Here is a 15265-nt window from a genome sequence, read left to right as displayed (position 1 = left end):
TTCACGCAAACGAGCCGTCTAAGCTTGCCAAAAACACTCTTGATAATAACCTTAAGAAAATCTTCATTATTATCATCATAATCTCTTAAGAACTTTCTCTTATTATGATAATAATCGTAAAAGTTGGAGGGAAATAGATGATTAGTATAAGGAATTTAAATCATTCATTCAAGATCGGTAAGAAGGGGAAGGAGAAGCGTGTGCCAGTTCTAAAAGGGCTAACGTTTAATGTAGCGGAAGGTGAAATCGTATCGATTGTTGGCAAGAGTGGATCTGGAAAGTCGACGCTTCTTCACATTATGGCAGGATTTCTGACGCCAGAAAGTGGGGAAATCATCATCAAAGGTGTGGAAACATCTACATTTAACGAATTGGAAAGTGCTAAGTTTAGACTCGATCATTTCGGCTTTGTCTTTCAAAACTTTCAGCTCATGCCTGGTCTAACCGCATTTGAAAATGTTGAATTGCCATTGAAACTGAAGGGAATCAATAAAAGTGAACGGCGGAAGAAAGTGAAGGATCTCATGCAAAGTGTTGGCTTGACGGATGTACAAGATCACTATCCAAATGAATTATCGGGAGGTCAACAGCAACGTGTCAGCATTGCACGTGCACTTATCACTGATCCACCTGTCATTTTTGCAGACGAACCGACAGGAAGCCTAGATTCAGAAACGGAGCAGGACGTTTTACTCCTTATTCAGTCGCTGAATCAAACAAGGGGCATCACGTTTGTCATCATTACGCATGACGATGAAGTGGCTCAAACAGCTAACCGTGTGTATAGAATGCATGATGGTGAATTAACAGAAGGTGGTGTGCAACGTGCAATTTAATGACCAAATTGATTTCGTACGACAGCATATTAAGAAAAACAAAATGCGTGTTTTTATGACAGTGCTTGCAGCAACGATGGGAACAGCATTTTTAATTGTGCTGGCATCAGTCGGATTCGGGCTACATGAAACCATTCGCGATGGCATGCTATCCAATCGCTTAATTACGGAAATTCAAGTACATGGAATGGATGACGAGCAAAGGCCAGAAAATAATATAGAATCTTTGCAAAAAAATGAACATGTGAAAGCAGTTGTCAATCGCCAATACATGGGCGCAAGCCAGGGGTCGATATTGAAAGAGTATATGGGGAATCATAAGCTCGTAGTGACGGACTTCGCAGAAGAAAGGAAAGTTGGCTTTGAGCTGGAAGAGGGACGTTTACCAGAAAAGATGACAGAGGTTGTGGTAGGCAGCGATTTCGGGGCATTTTTAATGCGGGAACAAGAGGTGGATGAAGAGGACGTTGAAACGTATGAAGGGAATCTGATAGGTGAGCAGTTTATGTACCAGATTGGAGAGGCAGAGGAAAAACTCACTCTTACGATTGTTGGAATTGGGACGAACCCTTCAAAAGAGTGGGTGCAGGATAACCAAGTATATATAGACGCTTCCGCTAAGCCGGAGCTTGAACGTATTTACGCTGCTAGTCTGGAAGGAGGAACTTCCGAAGAGGAGTATGAACTATTTTATGGCGATACGAATGTGTATGTCGATAAATTGGAGAATGTAAAGGCTGTTTCGGAGAATCTAAGGGACGAAGGCTATTATGTCTATTCCGTTGCGGATGAATTAGAGCAGTTGGACGTCTTTTTCTTAGCACTGAAAGCGGGGCTTGTATTCGTCGGGACCATTGCGATTCTCATTGCGTCCATTGGTATCTTTAACACAATGACGATGGCGGTGACAGAGCGCACACGTGAAATTGGCGTAATGAAAGCGATTGGAGCGAATCCGAAATTGATTCAACGACTGTTCCTAATGGAAAGTGCTTGGATTGGTATCGTTGGAACGGTGCTTGCGGTCATTATTTCATACGGCGTAAGCGCTGTGTCGAATTATGTATTGCCAATCATTGTTTCAGCTGCACTTGGTGAGGAGGATTTCGGGAGTATGACAGTGACGTTTTCGGTCATTCCGTGGCAGCTTGTTGTCATTGCATCGACCATTAGTATTGGAGTAGCAATGATTTCAGGATGGCGTCCTGCGCGCAAGGCAACGAAAATAGATGTCATTAATGCGCTAAGGCAAGAGTTGTAAGAATCGAGGATGTCCTGCACTTCGTCTAGGCTACGCAGACGTTATTTTACTTGGGAGGATGAAGTGAAGGCAGCAAATGCGAAACAGCCTGCTGAAAAAGAAGTGGTAGCTGAAGTAGTTGAATAAATAGAAGGGGAAAGATTCCATGCATGAGTGGATTCTTTTTCTTTTGGCTAGTGACTGTTGATTTTGTTCTAGGAAAATTGAGTGACAATTGCTATAATTAAGAAACAATGTCACTCAATAATTTAGGGGGTGGAATATGATAACCCAATCAAAAAAGTCATTTGTTAATTATTCAAAAGAAGGAAATCCAACTTTGCGTCTTAGCTCGGTTGAAATTATTTTGCTCGGAAGGTGGAAAGGGTTGTCAAATGCCCTTCTAACATTACATAAAAACCAGTTTTTTATGGCGAAGTATAACGAAGAACGCTTCAAAAGTGAAACCTACATGCTATTAGAAGGTGTTGTAGAAATGGAGGTATCTGGGTATCGCCGTGTGGTGGAGATTGGTGAGGTAATCGATGCTTCTTCCTATAAAGAGACTGTATCCTTTTATGGAGAAACAGAAGCTACTTTTTTAATGAAAATAGATGCAGAGGCTTATGAGGAACATTTTTTTGAAATGCAGATGCTTCAAAAAGAAGCTGAAGAAATTGAGTCATTAGACGGTTACACATACCATCATTGTGATCGTATTAAAAACTATACAATTGAAGTATGGAAGCATTTAGATATGCCCGGGGATACCCAAAGTCTTATTGTGCTAAGATGGGGCGCCTATTTTCATGATGTAGGCAAGCGTATGGTGCCTATTGAAATATTAAATAAGCCTGGTAAATTGACGGCAGAAGAGTGGAAAATTATGAAGACTCATACAACGGAAGGCGCCAAAATCATGCGTGAGCATTCTGTTGAATGGTTAAAGGATGCTGCACATATTGTTGAACAGCATCATGAAAGACATGATGGAAAAGGCTATCCGTATGGTTTAAAGGGCAACGAAATCTCATTGGAAGCGGCTATTGTTTCAGTCGTTGACGCTTTTGACGCCATGACAACTGACCGCCCCTATAAAAAAGCTTATCCGATAAAAGAAGCTGTGGACGAGCTGAAGGCTGGCAAAGGGACTCAGTTTAATCCCAAAGTAGTCGATGCATTTATTGAAATATTGGAAAGTAAGCAGTTTAAGTGGAAGTAAAGACCTAGGCGACCAAGGTTCGCCTAGGTTTAAATGTGTGCCTTAATTTCTGCAAAGAGCACAGAAATACGGCCAATCGAACCCTTTCATGCACGTATTAAGGAGGAAATCCAATGGACTACATACAAACAATGAGAAAAATGATTGGCAAGGAACAACTTTTAACAGTGGGCTGTGGCGTCATTATTACGAATGAGGATGGAATTTTACTTCAACACCGTACAGATGAAGATAATTGGTGTATCCCAGGTGGCGTCATGGAACCAGGGGAAACATTTGAAGAGACGGCCATACGGGAGGCTTACGAAGAAACGGGATTGCATGTGGAAGGGTTGCAGTTGTTTGGTCTTTATTCCGGAGAGTCCTGTTATGTCACGTATCCGAATGGCGATCAAGTATACAGTGTGCAAGTTATTTTTCATACGAATCACTATCAAGGAGAGCTCAGGCAGGGTGGCGCTGAAAGCAAAGCACATCGTTTTTACAGCAAAGATAACTTACCGGCAAACTTAAATCCGAGACAAAAAGCATTCATCCAGGACTGGGCGCATGAAAAAAAGTTGCCGGTCATGAGATAATGAAAACACTTATACTCGAAAGGTGATGGCGAAATGGATTATCGTATTGAGCATGATACATTTGGTGAAATTAAAGTACCTGCGGACAAGTTATGGGGTGCGCAAACACAGCGTAGTAAGCAAAACTTTAAAATTGGTGAGGAAAGAATGCCGATTGGTGTCGTCCGGGCATTTGCTCATTTGAAAAAGTCAGCAGCTATCGCAAGCCACGCAAATGGCGCTCTTTCAGCGGCAAAAATGAAAGCAATTTCTGCTGCTGCAGATGAAGTGATTGCCGGAGAATTAGATGATCATTTCCCGCTCGTCGTTTGGCAAACAGGTAGTGGAACACAATCGAATATGAATATGAACGAAGTGTTAGCCAATCGTGGCAATCAATTGCTGGAGAAGTGGGGCGAGGAAGAACGTCTTCATCCAAACGATGATGTCAATAAATCGCAAAGTTCGAATGACACGTTCCCAACAGCCTTGCATGTTGCAGGTGTTGTGGCTGTCCAACAGCAGCTCGTACCGGCTATCGGTCAGTTGAAAGCAACACTTAGTAAAAAATCGGTAGAGTTCATGGATATTATTAAAATTGGGCGTACGCATTTGCAAGATGCAACACCGTTGACACTTGGCCAAGAAATTAGTGGCTGGCATCGCATGTTGGAGAAAACGGAAAAAATGATTACAGATAGTGTTGAATCCATGAAAGAATTAGCGATTGGCGGCACAGCAGTTGGGACAGGTTTGAATGCGCCCGCTGGATTTGGTGACCGTGTTGCAGAAGAAATTAGTAAAGCAGTAGGCATTGAGTTCACATCTGCACAAAATAAATTCCATTCATTAACGAGCTATGACGAAGTCGTATACGTTCACGGTGCCATCAAAGCACTCGCGGCAGACCTCATGAAAATTGCTAACGATGTACGCTGGCTGGCAAGTGGACCGCGTTCGGGAATTGGTGAAATTACGATTCCTGAAAATGAACCTGGGAGTTCCATTATGCCTGGGAAAGTGAATCCGACACAAAGTGAAGCGTTGACGATGGTCGTTGCGCAAGTGATGGGGAATGACGCAACAATTGGTTTTGCGGCAAGTCAAGGGAACTTTGAATTGAATGTTTTCAAACCTGTTATCATCTTTAACTTCCTGCAATCTGTGACGTTATTAAGTGATGCAATGATTAGCTTCAATGATAACTGTGCAGTTGGCATTGAGCCGAATCGAGAAGAAATCGCGAACAAAGTGCAAAATTCATTGATGCTTGTGACAGCACTTAATCCATATATCGGTTATGAAAATGCAGCGAAAATCGCCAAAACTGCCCATGCAGAAGGTACGACGCTGAAAGAGGCGGCACTGAAAACAGGCTTGTTGACGGAAGAGCAGTTTGACGAATATGTTGATCCGTCGAAAATGATTGGGCGATAAGGAGCATGTACAAAACAGAATGCCCGTATTGTAATTTGCTCGCAGATCCAGAGCAACAAATTATTTTCGAGAACGCTACATGCGCTTATATTCAAAAACCTTCCGAGCAACAAGTTTTGGAAGGAAGCGGTTTAATTGTTCCGAAACGGCATGTGCAAGACGTGTTTTCGTTAACGGCGGAAGAATGGAATGATACGCGGGAACTCCTATTAAAAACAAAGACCTTTTTGGAAGAGCGGCATGGACATGATGGTTATTCAGTCGGTTGGAATACTGGGAAAACGGGCGGTCAGTCCATTCCGCATGCACATTTACATGTCATTCCTCGCTTTTTAGACGAGCCCCATGCTGGGAAAGGCATTCGTCATTGGATTAAACAACAAGACAATCGACGAAACTCCTAATTGTCCAGCTACAGGCACCAGCCGCTCGGGTCATAAGCAATCTAGCTGTGTGGCAAAGGGCGCCACGTCGCTAGATCGACTTATGCCTGTCGCGTCTAACGGGCGCCCTACGCTTTTCGTTATTGTCCACAATTCTGTAACCCATCAAATTATCGTTTTGGGCTATGATGGATTGTATATAAGAAAATGGGGAGTGGACATATCATGAAAAAACGATTGATGCTCATTTTATTTGCTATGACACTTGTCCTCGCAGCATGTGGTCAGAACGCTGAAACAGATCATGAAACAGGCCATTTGGAAGCGGGACAACATAAGCAATTACCAAACGGTGATTTACAGGAAGTAACGGCCTCTGCTGCAGAGTTGCCAGCTTTTTTAGATGATAAATCAGAAGAGATGCGCCTCGTCTACCAAGTTGCGGGAACAGCAACGGACATCCTTGACTATATGCCATGTTATTGTGGTTGCGGCGATAGTGCAGGACATGAGAGTAACACAAACTGTTTCATCGATGAGATACGTGAAGACGGGTCTGTTGTTTGGGACGACCACGGCACACGTTGCCAAGTTTGCCTTGAAATTGCGGTACAATCTGTCAAGATGACGCAAGAAGGAAAATCATTGACAGAAGTACGTAACTTTATTGACGAAACGTATAAAGAAGGCTACGCGCAACCAACTGATACGAAAATGCCGTCTTAAATAATTAGCAAAAAGCAGACATAATTGCGTGTCTGCTTTTTTTGTGACTTATTTAATATACGTATCACTTACCAAATGTCCATCCAAAACGTCTGTCGGAATTTCAAACGTCACGATGCCCATAGAGCCAGGTGCGACTTCGTATTTTTGGAATGAAATAACGAGCTTATTATCAGCCGTAATATAGAAATCTTGATCGGATCTAATTTTTTCAAAGCCTTCCTGCGACTCGTCTTTTAAAAAGTACACGATATTTTCATCAGTTGTCATTTGCTGTGTCATTTCACCCAAGATGTATGAGCTAAGGGCATCGACATAACTCTTGTCTTTAAAAAGGCTTGGCAATGTGATTAAAATACTGTTCTCTTTATCGATCGTATCATAGGTCATAATGGTTGAAGAAGACCCGACGATGTTTACTTCATAGCGTGCGATGGATAGTAGCTGATCTGTATCTGTTTTAATTTCATATCCAGCCATCACGCCAAGATGACCATCCCCCGATTTTTCCATTTCCGCAACGTCCTGTTCAAATTGTTCAAAGAGCGCTTTGTTTTCTTTGATATATTTATTGTTTAATGCTGCTTGTAGCTCTTTATCTGCCAATCCGTCAATTGCAGGTGTAGAAATATCTGCTTGATAGGTTTCCTTATCCACCGTCAATTGTTGCACGGTTAAGACGTTGACGAATGCGCCAAGTACGGGAACATTGGCCATTGCCTGTGCGAATGATGGACTCATATTGATGCTGCCGATGAAAAGAGCAGCAGCTGCTGCGGCCCCAAGTGTCCACTGTTTAAGTGCGGGACGTTTCTTACGTGAAGCCTTTGCTTTTTGGATGGATGCGTTGACAATATCCCCTAATTCGGGTGGGATTTCCGTGTCCTTATAATCCTTTTTTAACTTGTCTAGTTTCTTCATCATCTGAACTCCTCTCCGACCTCGATGCGTAATTTTTTCAAAGCTGTATACAATCTCGTTTTGACTGTATTGACGTTGTCGCCCGTCACTTCAGCGATTTCATCAATCTTCAAATCCTCAAAAAATCGTAGAATGATGAGGGTCCTATGTTTTGGCGGTAGCTGGTCGATGGCCTGTTGCAAGTCCATATCAGTGAACTCGTCTTCCTGCTGCGGCAAAAAGCTACCGAGAACATCATCTTCCATCACTGTTACCCGTTGATGCTTGCGAATAAAATCAATAGCGGTATTGATGACAATCCGATAGAACCACGTTTTCATATAAGCGATTTCATCGAGTCGATCCACTGAATGCAGTGCTTTCACAATGGCATCTTGCACAATATCGAGTGCATTTTCTTTATTGCGTACATAGCTATACGCCAGCCGATAATGGGCTTCGCGATTTTCGACTATAAACTGTTCTACTAGTTCAAACTTCTCATTTTTTGTCATGACAAAAGATTCACCTTCTCCATTTTTCAACATGTCGCGAACACGTTACAGTTATTTGACGGGGCATAGCTGTGAAAAGTTTGGTTTTATGAAAGTGTTCTAGTTCACGGAATTTTTTGTAAGATAATCGTAATGCTATGGTAAAATAAATACAAGAGCAAGGTGAGGAGCGTGCGAAATGAAAGGCATATCATTTGTCGCGTCATGGAGTGGTGGAAAAGATTCCGCGATGGCGTATTATCGAACGGAACAAGCAGGAGGCATTTCGAAGCGATTATGGACAATGTTTGAAGAGGATGAAGAACGGTCCAAATCGCATGCATTACCTTTTGCAGTTGTTGAAGCGCAAGCGGAAAAATTGGGTGTGCCTTTGATGATTCGGGGTGCAAGTTGGAGTAGCTATGAAGAACAGTTTTTGGATGCCATGCTGGCCTGTAAGGGACTAGGCATTGACCACGCTGTTTTCGGAGATATCGACCTTGAAGATCATTTGCAATGGGTGCAGAAAACATGTGCAAAGGTTGAAATGGAAGCGGTGCACCCATTATGGCTTGAACCGCGCCGTAGCTTGTTAGAGGAATTCGTTGTAGCTGGATTCGAGGCCTATATTGTTGTTGTCAACACAAAGATGATGCCTGCACACTTTATAGGGCGTAAATTTACTGTGGAGCTGATGGATGAATTGGATGCACTCGGTATTGATTCGTGTGGGGAATCAGGTGAATTCCATACAGTTGTCGTAGACGGACCGATTTTCAGCGGGCGTGTGCCAGTCATTTTTTCAGGGCAGCATGAACGGGATGAGTATGTGTTTTTGGATGTGACGTTGGAATAGGGAAGGGGGAGCGATGAAGGAAATGGGGTTTGGGAAATATAGTCAATATAATGTTCCGGTGAGCTGGGGGTCTATGCGGAAATTATTTTTTATGTTAGGGATGGCTTTATTACTGGTTGCCTGTAGTGAAGCAGAGGTGGTCGAACATGTGGAAGCGTTCACGATTGAAACAATGTCCGATACGCCAAACAGTTCAGGCCTCTATGTGAAAACAGGATATAAAAGAGAGAACAGCGTCGTTCTCTTCAAAGAATGGAATAGTAAATTGCACGCAGAAGTATCGTCCATCACGGATTTTTATGATTTGAATGGCAACTATGTCAACACGATTGTCAGCTACACTTTCTCGAAAGAACTGAAGTTGCATAATACTATTGACAGTAGGAAGGAGCAAGTCGAACTGATGGAGCCGACGACTATTTTAGCACCAGATATATCGGTGGTAATGGGTGAAACGAAAAATTTAACGGATGAAGAAAAAGAGCGGGTAAGGGCCCATGTTTTCAAGTATGTTGATGAGTTAAAGTAGTTTTGATTTTCGAAAGTCGTGCGCAGGGGAATTATAAAAAAGGATTGAAATGTGGATGTGAGTCTATTCATTTAATAATTACGACCTGTCCCCATTTTCGTGAAATATAATGATAACATTTGAAAACCCGGTTGATGTACTAAACATCTACCGGGTTTACGCCATTTTTACATGTCAATCTTCTGCGGCAAATGAAACAACAGGTTCACCCGAAACTACGAGAAGATGAGCTAGCATCTATGTCTCTTGATAAAATCATAATCGATAATCGGAGACCCTAATTGACATAATAGTTACGTGTCCCAATTTGAATATCATCTACGTCGGAATCATGAATAAAGAATAAAGATTTATGAACTTTGCCGTCACTACCTGTCATCGTAATCGTATTGTTTTGAATCTTATATTTCCCCTTTTCTACTTTTCCAGGATGGCTAGTTTGTGTCGAAATATTACTGTTTGCCGTCAAACTACCTATAGTCACACCAGATAGCTCGAATGTTCCATTTGCTTTAAGAGTCAATTTGTATGTCCACGAACGAGCGGCTGGAGTGACGCCGATTAAGCCAGAGTACCCGATAAAGGTATACTTATTATTAAAAACAGTTCCTTTAGGAACAGGTTGCACCTTATCTAACGTCGTCTTGTTTATCATAAGATAACCCTTTTTTGATTTTTGGATTGGAAAGGATTTACCGTTGCTGAGCTTTAGCTGCCCCTTGCTAATCGAATACGTCAGGCATTTCTCTTTTTTACAATCAATCGTTTCTGGACCTCCATTTGCTGGCGGGCCGATTAGAACTTTTTTATTCGGCAAGAAGGTGTAGGTGTCCCAGCACATGCCGCCACATTCATACCCTCCAAAATCATCACGGAATCCAGTATACATACCATTTAATTTAGTCAAATCTACAGGAGTTGCTGTTTTTTTGGGGATTTTAGGCTTTGAATCCTCCTTTTTCTTAGCAGCCTCTTCCCTTGCTTTCGAATCTAAATACTCTTTGACCTCTTTATCCAACTCTACCTTATCAATATTATTGTCTTTTATGAATTTCGTTGTAAGAATAGAAACCTCCGCGACATAGGGATCCCAGTAAACAATAGCCCCCGTCGCATCCCCAATCAAATGGAGCGGCACTTGCAAGGTCCCGTCAATATTCTCTGTTGCCGCTTGGAGTGTAATGGTTTGATTATTTACTGTAGCCTTTTTTTCTCCAACAACTAAAGTAACTGTCTTCTCATTGTCTTTCACCGTCAGCAATTGTTTCTTCGACTCCCAAACAACCTTCATGCCTAAGGACTCAAATACGGCTCGTACAGGAACTAATGTCGTACCATTTTTAATCTTAGCTGGGGTTTTCGTTTCAAGCATCTTTGTATCAAGGAAAATCTTTATGATAGAATCTGATGAGTTTGCAGAGGCTTTCCAATGTTGTGAACATATACCAATCATCAAAATGACAGTAAAACAAACAACTAAGCGGTAAAATCGACCAGTCAAATTAAAGTCTCCTCTCTTAATGAATGTTGAATATTCAGTATATGATTCAATTAACTTATTTGCCACTGAAAAATCGATAATTTTTTCCAGTCTGATAGCAAATGAAGTTTTAATGATTTACTATTTTATTATTCGCTGAAAAAAATAGCTCGGCATTCCTACATTCATGGTGGCCTGCAAAGTCATCGGCTAGTATATTAAAGATTAAGATGCTATACGTCAGTACTGGTAAATCGATAAAATTTTGGGTGGTACATTGTAGGTTGGCACTCATTAGCCCACGCTAGATAAAAAGTTAGAGGAGAAATTTCTCATGGAACCATTATTATTGAAACTAATATTTAAAGAAAGAGTTTGGGGAGGAGTTGCCCTTCGAGAACAGTTCAGTTGCGACATTCCAGCAGGGGACATTGGAGAGTGTTGGGCAATTCGCCCAACCAGATCATGAAACCGTAAGTCCCTTATCAGCTATGCCTAGTTGGAGAGAAATTGAACATTTCTGTCGGCGCGATGGTTGGGAAGAGTATAAGAAGAAAGCGATCATTTTTATTTTAGAAAAGAGTTAGATGATGGGGTAATTAAACGAACAGAAGTGTCAAGAGGGACTGGAGAAGTGCAAGGTCACCTATGACAGGAAATTTTAACTTGAATCGGCAGAAGTCCAAACTCCCTGCTGATTCAAGTTAAGCCTCCGGCGGATGTCACAGATTTTGAAGGGAGTTAATTGCGCAAGCACAATTCAAAACCTAGACGCAATTGGAGGTCACTGAAGAAGAGTTTAATCAGATAAAGTGATGACCAAAAACTCCCTCCACATTAAAGTAAACGTGGAGGGAGTTTGCTTATTTAGTCAACAAATCTCCTAGTTCCTTCTCTAAAAATGGCTCAGCATTCAGTAAATTTCTAAAGTCTCTATATCGTTTATGGTCATCAGCAGACGGCTCTCGCCCCGTAAGATAAGCCCGTATTAAGACGTTTTTCGGTGTATGTTCCATATCAATGAATTCTAGCAATTGTGCTTCGTAGCCGACAAGCGATAATAGTTCAGCTCGTATAGAATCGGTAGCAAGTGCAGCAAAACGTTCTTTGATGAGTCCGTGCTGGAGCATGACGTCGAGCGCGGGGGAATTAATTTGAGAGAACAGTTCATGCTGACAGCAAGGAACACTCAAGATGACTTTTGCTCCCCATTTCACTGCTCGAGCAAGTGCCATATCTGTCGCGACGTCGCAGGCATGCAGCGTGACAACCATATCGACAGAGGTTTCGTCATTGTAGTCGTTAATGTCACCGACAAGAAACTCCAAATCATCGTAACCAAGATCTTGCGCGATAAGGCTACATTCCTCAATCACTTCTTTTTTCAAATCAAGCCCCGTTACTTTAATATCGAGTCCTTTTTCGATGCGTAAATAATGATACAGCGCGAACGTCAAATACGATTTCCCTGAGCCAAAATCTAGAATACGTACAGTGCGGTCTTTTGGCAAATGGGTAAGTGAGTCGTCAATAAATTCAACGAAGCGATTAATTTGCCTAAATTTATCGTGTTTTTGCTTTTTCACTTTACCATCGGGTGTTTGAACACCAAGTCGTACAAGAAATGGATATGGTGTGTTTTCGTCCAATAAATAATTTTTCTTCCGGTTGTGAGACAAATCTGCCACTTTTCCAGAGCTCACTTTGTCCGATTTCCACATCACCTTGAATTTTTTAGATAATTGGACATGGATTTTTTCGTCTGAAAACTCGGCGTGAATTTGTTTGAAACGTTCAAGCAGTTGTTGTAAATGGCTCTGTAATTTATCGGGTGTGACATTGTCGTGTTTTAAAATGCGTTCATACTGATATTCAAATTGGATGTGTAGCTGCCCTTTTATTTCTACAGGTTTTACTTTTACCCGCTTCAATTCGTCTGTTTTTGTACGGGGTTGGCTGATGGTTGCGTTAATGAAAGACCCATCTGTTATACGATGTGTAAGTACTTCTAGTAATTCTTCAAATGTCATACTGATCACTCCTAGTTAAATTCAAATCCCTGTTTTTTCAAAAAGTCCTTCATATGAGTCCGTTTGGGTGTGCCTAAAAACTGTGCCATAGAGTCGGACCAAGCGGCGTTTTTCTGGTTTGAGCCGCGGCCTTGGTAATAGTCATTCATGATTTCATCATAAATAGGGATGATGTCTTTATATTTATCATAATCATAGTTATTTTCGTGAAGGATGGCTTCTATCGGCAATCTCGGTTTCACTTCATTTGCCTCGTCGGGAACACCTATCGTCATAGCAAATAGGGGTGCAACGCCTGTGGGTAGGTTGAACAGTATACTAATTTCTTCGGGGGCATTACGCACGCCGCCGATATAGCAAATACCGTATTCCTGTGATTCCGCCGCAATCGCGACGTTTTGGGCGAATAGGGCGACATCTGTCACACCGACAAGTAGGTTTTCTGCGTGTGAAAAATCAATTTCTTTCCCAAGGGAAATCGCGCCTTGTTGAATGCGATGAAAATCCATACAGAAAACAAGCACGGCACCTGCCGATAAAATTTGTTGTGGATTTTTCGCGAGTTCAGCTAGCTTCGCCCGTTTGTCGGCGTCTGTAACATGGATAACGGAGTACGCTTGTACAAAATTAGAGCTTGCGGCATGCTGCCCTGCACGAACAAGTTCGGCTACATTTTCTTTTGATAGTGGACTGTTCTTATATTTTCGCACGGATGCATGTGCAGTTAATAATTCGATGACCATGGAATCCCTCCAAAAAGTTCTGTAGAATAAGATTAACAGATTTGATTAGTGGTAAACATCTATTAACGCTTGGAGAAGGGGTGGATATATGATTTGGTTAGAGAGTATTTCAATTACGACATTGGTGCTAATTATTGTGCCGATTGTGATTATCCTTTTTCTTTATTTTTATGACAGAAGGCAAAGGCAACACGCTATTCTGCGAAATTACCCGATTTTAGGGCGGATGCGCTATATGCTGGAGAAAACGGGGCCAGAGTTACGGCAATATTTGTTTGATGATGATAATGATGGCGAACCGTTTAACCGCGAAGAATATTTGCATATGGTCATGCCAGGTAAATATTTAAACAGTGTCATTGGTTTTGGATCGAAGCGAGATTTTAATGAGGCGGGTTATTTTATCCGCAATGCGATGTTTACGAAACAAAATGAAGAAATGCGTGTAGATAATGATGGACTTGTGGATACAATGCGCTATGTCGTCGATGGTGATTATCTATTTTCACGGAAAGAGCATCGTGAAGAGTTACCGGCATTGCCTTGGCTGTTACCTGAGGAGGATGCAATTATTATCGGACCGAATTGCCAACAGCCTTTTCATGTGCGCAGTATGCTTGGTCAATCTGCGATGAGCTACGGTGCACTAGGGGAAAATGCGATTACAGCGTTGTCGAAAGGGATCGGCATGGCGAAGGGTGCTTGGATGAATACCGGTGAAGGTGGTCTTTCGCGACACCATTTAGCTGGTGGAGCAGATATTATTGCGCAAATTGGCTCGGGATTGTTTGGATTCCGAACGGAAGATGGCGAGTTTAGTTGGGAGCGGCTACGTGAAAAAGCTGAAATTTCGCAGGTCAAGGCATTTGAGATTAAGTTAGCGCAAGGGGCAAAAATGCGCGGCGGACACGTCGAAGGGGAGAAAGTGACGGAAGAAATTGCTGAGATTCGTAATGTCGTACCCTATACGACAATCAACAGTCCAAACCGTTTCCATCAGTTTGATGACTATCCGACCTTATTTGATTTTATCGATAAAATCCGTTTGCATTCTGGGAAGCCAGTAGGCATGAAGGTTGTCATTGGTAGTAAGCAGGATGCCGAAGAGTTGGCATCATTCATGCATGAAACAAGTATGGGACCGGATTTTATATCTTTAGATGGTGGAGAAGGTGGTTCGGGCGCGACGTATCAGGATTTAGCAGATAGTGTTGGTTTACCACTTCGTTCGTCACTGATTCTCTTGGATGATGCCTTAAAGAAATATGGAGTGCGCGATAGCGTGAAAATTATCGCGTCGGGTAAGATTACAACACCTGATCGCGCGGCAATCGCCCTATCGATGGGGGCGGATCTTGTCCAGATTGCTCGTGGATTTATGATATCAGTCGGTTGTATTATGGCACATAAATGCCATACGAATGATTGCCCGACAGGTGTTGCGACGACTGATCAAAAACTACAGCAAGCACTTGTTGTAGAAGAGAAAAAATATCGGGTGACCAATTATATTTTGACAATGCGAGAAGGGTTGTTTCGAATTGCAGCGGCTGCGGGTCTAGATTCACCAACAAAGTTCGACCGTCAGCATGTCGTTTATAAGGATGCGCGAGGGAGAACTTTTCCTGTAGAATAGTTCTGTCTATTAGTGTACTCAACAAGAAAAAGCGTATTCCTTGCCAACCTCAAGAAATGCGCTTTTTCTATATGGAATGGGAGTTATTCCGGGGCTGTTTCTACGATGTTAGATAGATATGCTGTCACCTTATTATCACGATTCCCGAAAAAAAGAATGTTAAACCTAAAAGCAGTGATTGGGTACAGACGAAAAG

15 protein-coding genes are annotated in these 15265 nt (G+C 42.1%); 10 read left to right on the top strand and 5 right to left on the bottom strand.

What is annotated here, in order from left to right; all coding sequences use genetic code 11:
* The first annotated feature begins 137 nt into the window (after nt 1-137).
* The 7 genes from MKZ10_RS00560 (at nt 138) to MKZ10_RS00530 (ending at nt 6401) form a co-directional block, all read left to right on the top strand.
* Nucleotides 138-836 carry an ABC transporter ATP-binding protein gene (locus MKZ10_RS00560; RefSeq protein ID WP_342506860.1) on the top strand — a complete coding sequence of 233 codons (699 nt, stop codon included), beginning with the start codon at nt 138-140 and terminating at the stop codon, nt 834-836.
* The gene (locus tag MKZ10_RS00555) at nt 826-2097 is read left to right on the top strand and encodes an FtsX-like permease family protein (RefSeq protein ID WP_342506858.1); all 1272 of its coding nucleotides are present in this window, start codon (nt 826-828) and stop codon (nt 2095-2097) included. Before MKZ10_RS00560 ends, MKZ10_RS00555 begins: the two co-directional genes overlap by 11 nt.
* A gap of 262 nt (nt 2098-2359) precedes the next feature.
* Nucleotides 2360-3298, top strand: a complete 939-nt coding sequence (locus tag MKZ10_RS00550; protein ID WP_342506857.1) for an HD-GYP domain-containing protein — start codon at nt 2360-2362, stop codon at nt 3296-3298.
* A 113-nt stretch (nt 3299-3411) separates the two neighbouring features.
* Nucleotides 3412-3876, top strand: a complete 465-nt coding sequence (locus MKZ10_RS00545) for an NUDIX hydrolase (protein ID WP_342506855.1) — start codon at nt 3412-3414, stop codon at nt 3874-3876.
* Nucleotides 3877-3909: 33 nt separating this feature from the next.
* Complete coding sequence (gene fumC, locus MKZ10_RS00540; RefSeq protein ID WP_342506853.1) at nt 3910-5292, top strand: class II fumarate hydratase; 1383 nt, start codon at nt 3910-3912, stop codon at nt 5290-5292.
* Nucleotides 5293-5297: 5 nt separating this feature from the next.
* The gene (locus tag MKZ10_RS00535; protein WP_342506851.1) at nt 5298-5696 is read left to right on the top strand and encodes an HIT domain-containing protein; all 399 of its coding nucleotides are present in this window, start codon (nt 5298-5300) and stop codon (nt 5694-5696) included.
* Between the two features lie 204 nt (nt 5697-5900).
* On the top strand, nt 5901-6401 hold the full coding sequence (locus tag MKZ10_RS00530) for a PCYCGC motif-containing (lipo)protein (protein WP_342506850.1): 501 nt from the start codon (nt 5901-5903) through the stop codon (nt 6399-6401).
* A gap of 48 nt (nt 6402-6449) precedes the next feature.
* On the opposite strand, the gene MKZ10_RS00525 is transcribed toward MKZ10_RS00530, so the two are convergent.
* Nucleotides 6450-7325, bottom strand: a complete 876-nt coding sequence (locus tag MKZ10_RS00525) for a DUF3298 domain-containing protein (protein ID WP_342506848.1) — start codon at nt 7323-7325, stop codon at nt 6450-6452.
* Entirely contained in the window at nt 7322-7816 is a 495-nt protein-coding gene (locus MKZ10_RS00520) for an RNA polymerase sigma factor (RefSeq protein ID WP_342506846.1), read from the bottom strand. Before MKZ10_RS00520 ends, MKZ10_RS00525 begins: the two co-directional genes overlap by 4 nt.
* A gap of 178 nt (nt 7817-7994) precedes the next feature.
* Here MKZ10_RS00520 and MKZ10_RS00515 point away from each other — a divergent pair, with 178 nt between their 5' ends.
* A complete protein-coding gene (locus MKZ10_RS00515; RefSeq protein WP_342506844.1) occupies nt 7995-8651 on the top strand; it encodes a diphthine--ammonia ligase in 657 nt (218 codons plus the stop codon).
* A gap of 13 nt (nt 8652-8664) precedes the next feature.
* Nucleotides 8665-9180, top strand: coding sequence for a hypothetical protein (locus MKZ10_RS00510; protein ID WP_342506842.1), 516 nt, complete (start codon nt 8665-8667; stop codon nt 9178-9180).
* 277 nt (nt 9181-9457) lie between these two features.
* Here MKZ10_RS00510 and MKZ10_RS00505 read toward each other — a convergent pair whose 3' ends face one another.
* The 3 genes from MKZ10_RS00505 to nfsA all read right to left on the bottom strand — a co-directional run bounded on the left by MKZ10_RS00505 (nt 9458) and on the right by nfsA (nt 13433).
* The gene (locus MKZ10_RS00505) at nt 9458-10681 is read right to left on the bottom strand and encodes a copper amine oxidase N-terminal domain-containing protein (RefSeq protein WP_342506840.1); all 1224 of its coding nucleotides are present in this window, start codon (nt 10679-10681) and stop codon (nt 9458-9460) included.
* A gap of 842 nt (nt 10682-11523) precedes the next feature.
* The gene (locus tag MKZ10_RS00500) at nt 11524-12690 is read right to left on the bottom strand and encodes an SAM-dependent methyltransferase (protein ID WP_342506838.1); all 1167 of its coding nucleotides are present in this window, start codon (nt 12688-12690) and stop codon (nt 11524-11526) included.
* 11 nt (nt 12691-12701) lie between these two features.
* Nucleotides 12702-13433 carry an oxygen-insensitive NADPH nitroreductase gene (nfsA, locus tag MKZ10_RS00495; RefSeq protein WP_342506836.1) on the bottom strand — a complete coding sequence of 244 codons (732 nt, stop codon included), beginning with the start codon at nt 13431-13433 and terminating at the stop codon, nt 12702-12704.
* 88 nt (nt 13434-13521) lie between these two features.
* Between nfsA and MKZ10_RS00490 the strand changes: the two genes are divergently transcribed.
* Nucleotides 13522-15069: an FMN-binding glutamate synthase family protein gene (locus tag MKZ10_RS00490; protein WP_342506835.1), complete on the top strand. Its 1548-nt coding sequence runs from the start codon at nt 13522-13524 to the stop codon at nt 15067-15069.
* Nucleotides 15070-15265: the final 196 nt, after the last annotated feature.

This window comes from Sporosarcina sp. FSL K6-2383 (assembly GCF_038618305.1).
In the GTDB taxonomy this organism is placed as follows: domain Bacteria; phylum Bacillota; class Bacilli; order Bacillales_A; family Planococcaceae; genus Sporosarcina.
This window is presented reverse-complemented; position numbering and strand designations above follow the sequence as displayed.

Bases quoted from the DNA above. Each gene is read 5' to 3' on its own strand.
- MKZ10_RS00500 (WP_342506838.1), bottom strand. From the start codon at position 12,690: ATGACATTTGAAGAATTACTAGAAGTACTTACACATCGTATAACAGAT.
- MKZ10_RS00525 (WP_342506848.1), bottom strand. From the start codon at position 7,325: ATGATGAAGAAACTAGACAAGTTAAAAAAGGATTATAAGGACACGGAA.
- MKZ10_RS00530 (WP_342506850.1), top strand. From the start codon at position 5,901: ATGAAAAAACGATTGATGCTCATTTTATTTGCTATGACACTTGTCCTC.
- MKZ10_RS00545 (WP_342506855.1), top strand. From the start codon at position 3,412: ATGGACTACATACAAACAATGAGAAAAATGATTGGCAAGGAACAACTT.
- MKZ10_RS00490 (WP_342506835.1), top strand. From the start codon at position 13,522: ATGATTTGGTTAGAGAGTATTTCAATTACGACATTGGTGCTAATTATT.
- MKZ10_RS00550 (WP_342506857.1), top strand. From the start codon at position 2,360: ATGATAACCCAATCAAAAAAGTCATTTGTTAATTATTCAAAAGAAGGA.
- MKZ10_RS00510 (WP_342506842.1), top strand. From the start codon at position 8,665: ATGAAGGAAATGGGGTTTGGGAAATATAGTCAATATAATGTTCCGGTG.
- MKZ10_RS00515 (WP_342506844.1), top strand. From the start codon at position 7,995: ATGAAAGGCATATCATTTGTCGCGTCATGGAGTGGTGGAAAAGATTCC.
- MKZ10_RS00535 (WP_342506851.1), top strand. From the start codon at position 5,298: ATGTACAAAACAGAATGCCCGTATTGTAATTTGCTCGCAGATCCAGAG.
- nfsA (WP_342506836.1), bottom strand. From the start codon at position 13,433: ATGGTCATCGAATTATTAACTGCACATGCATCCGTGCGAAAATATAAG.
- MKZ10_RS00560 (WP_342506860.1), top strand. From the start codon at position 138: ATGATTAGTATAAGGAATTTAAATCATTCATTCAAGATCGGTAAGAAG.
- MKZ10_RS00520 (WP_342506846.1), bottom strand. From the start codon at position 7,816: ATGACAAAAAATGAGAAGTTTGAACTAGTAGAACAGTTTATAGTCGAA.
- fumC (WP_342506853.1), top strand. From the start codon at position 3,910: ATGGATTATCGTATTGAGCATGATACATTTGGTGAAATTAAAGTACCT.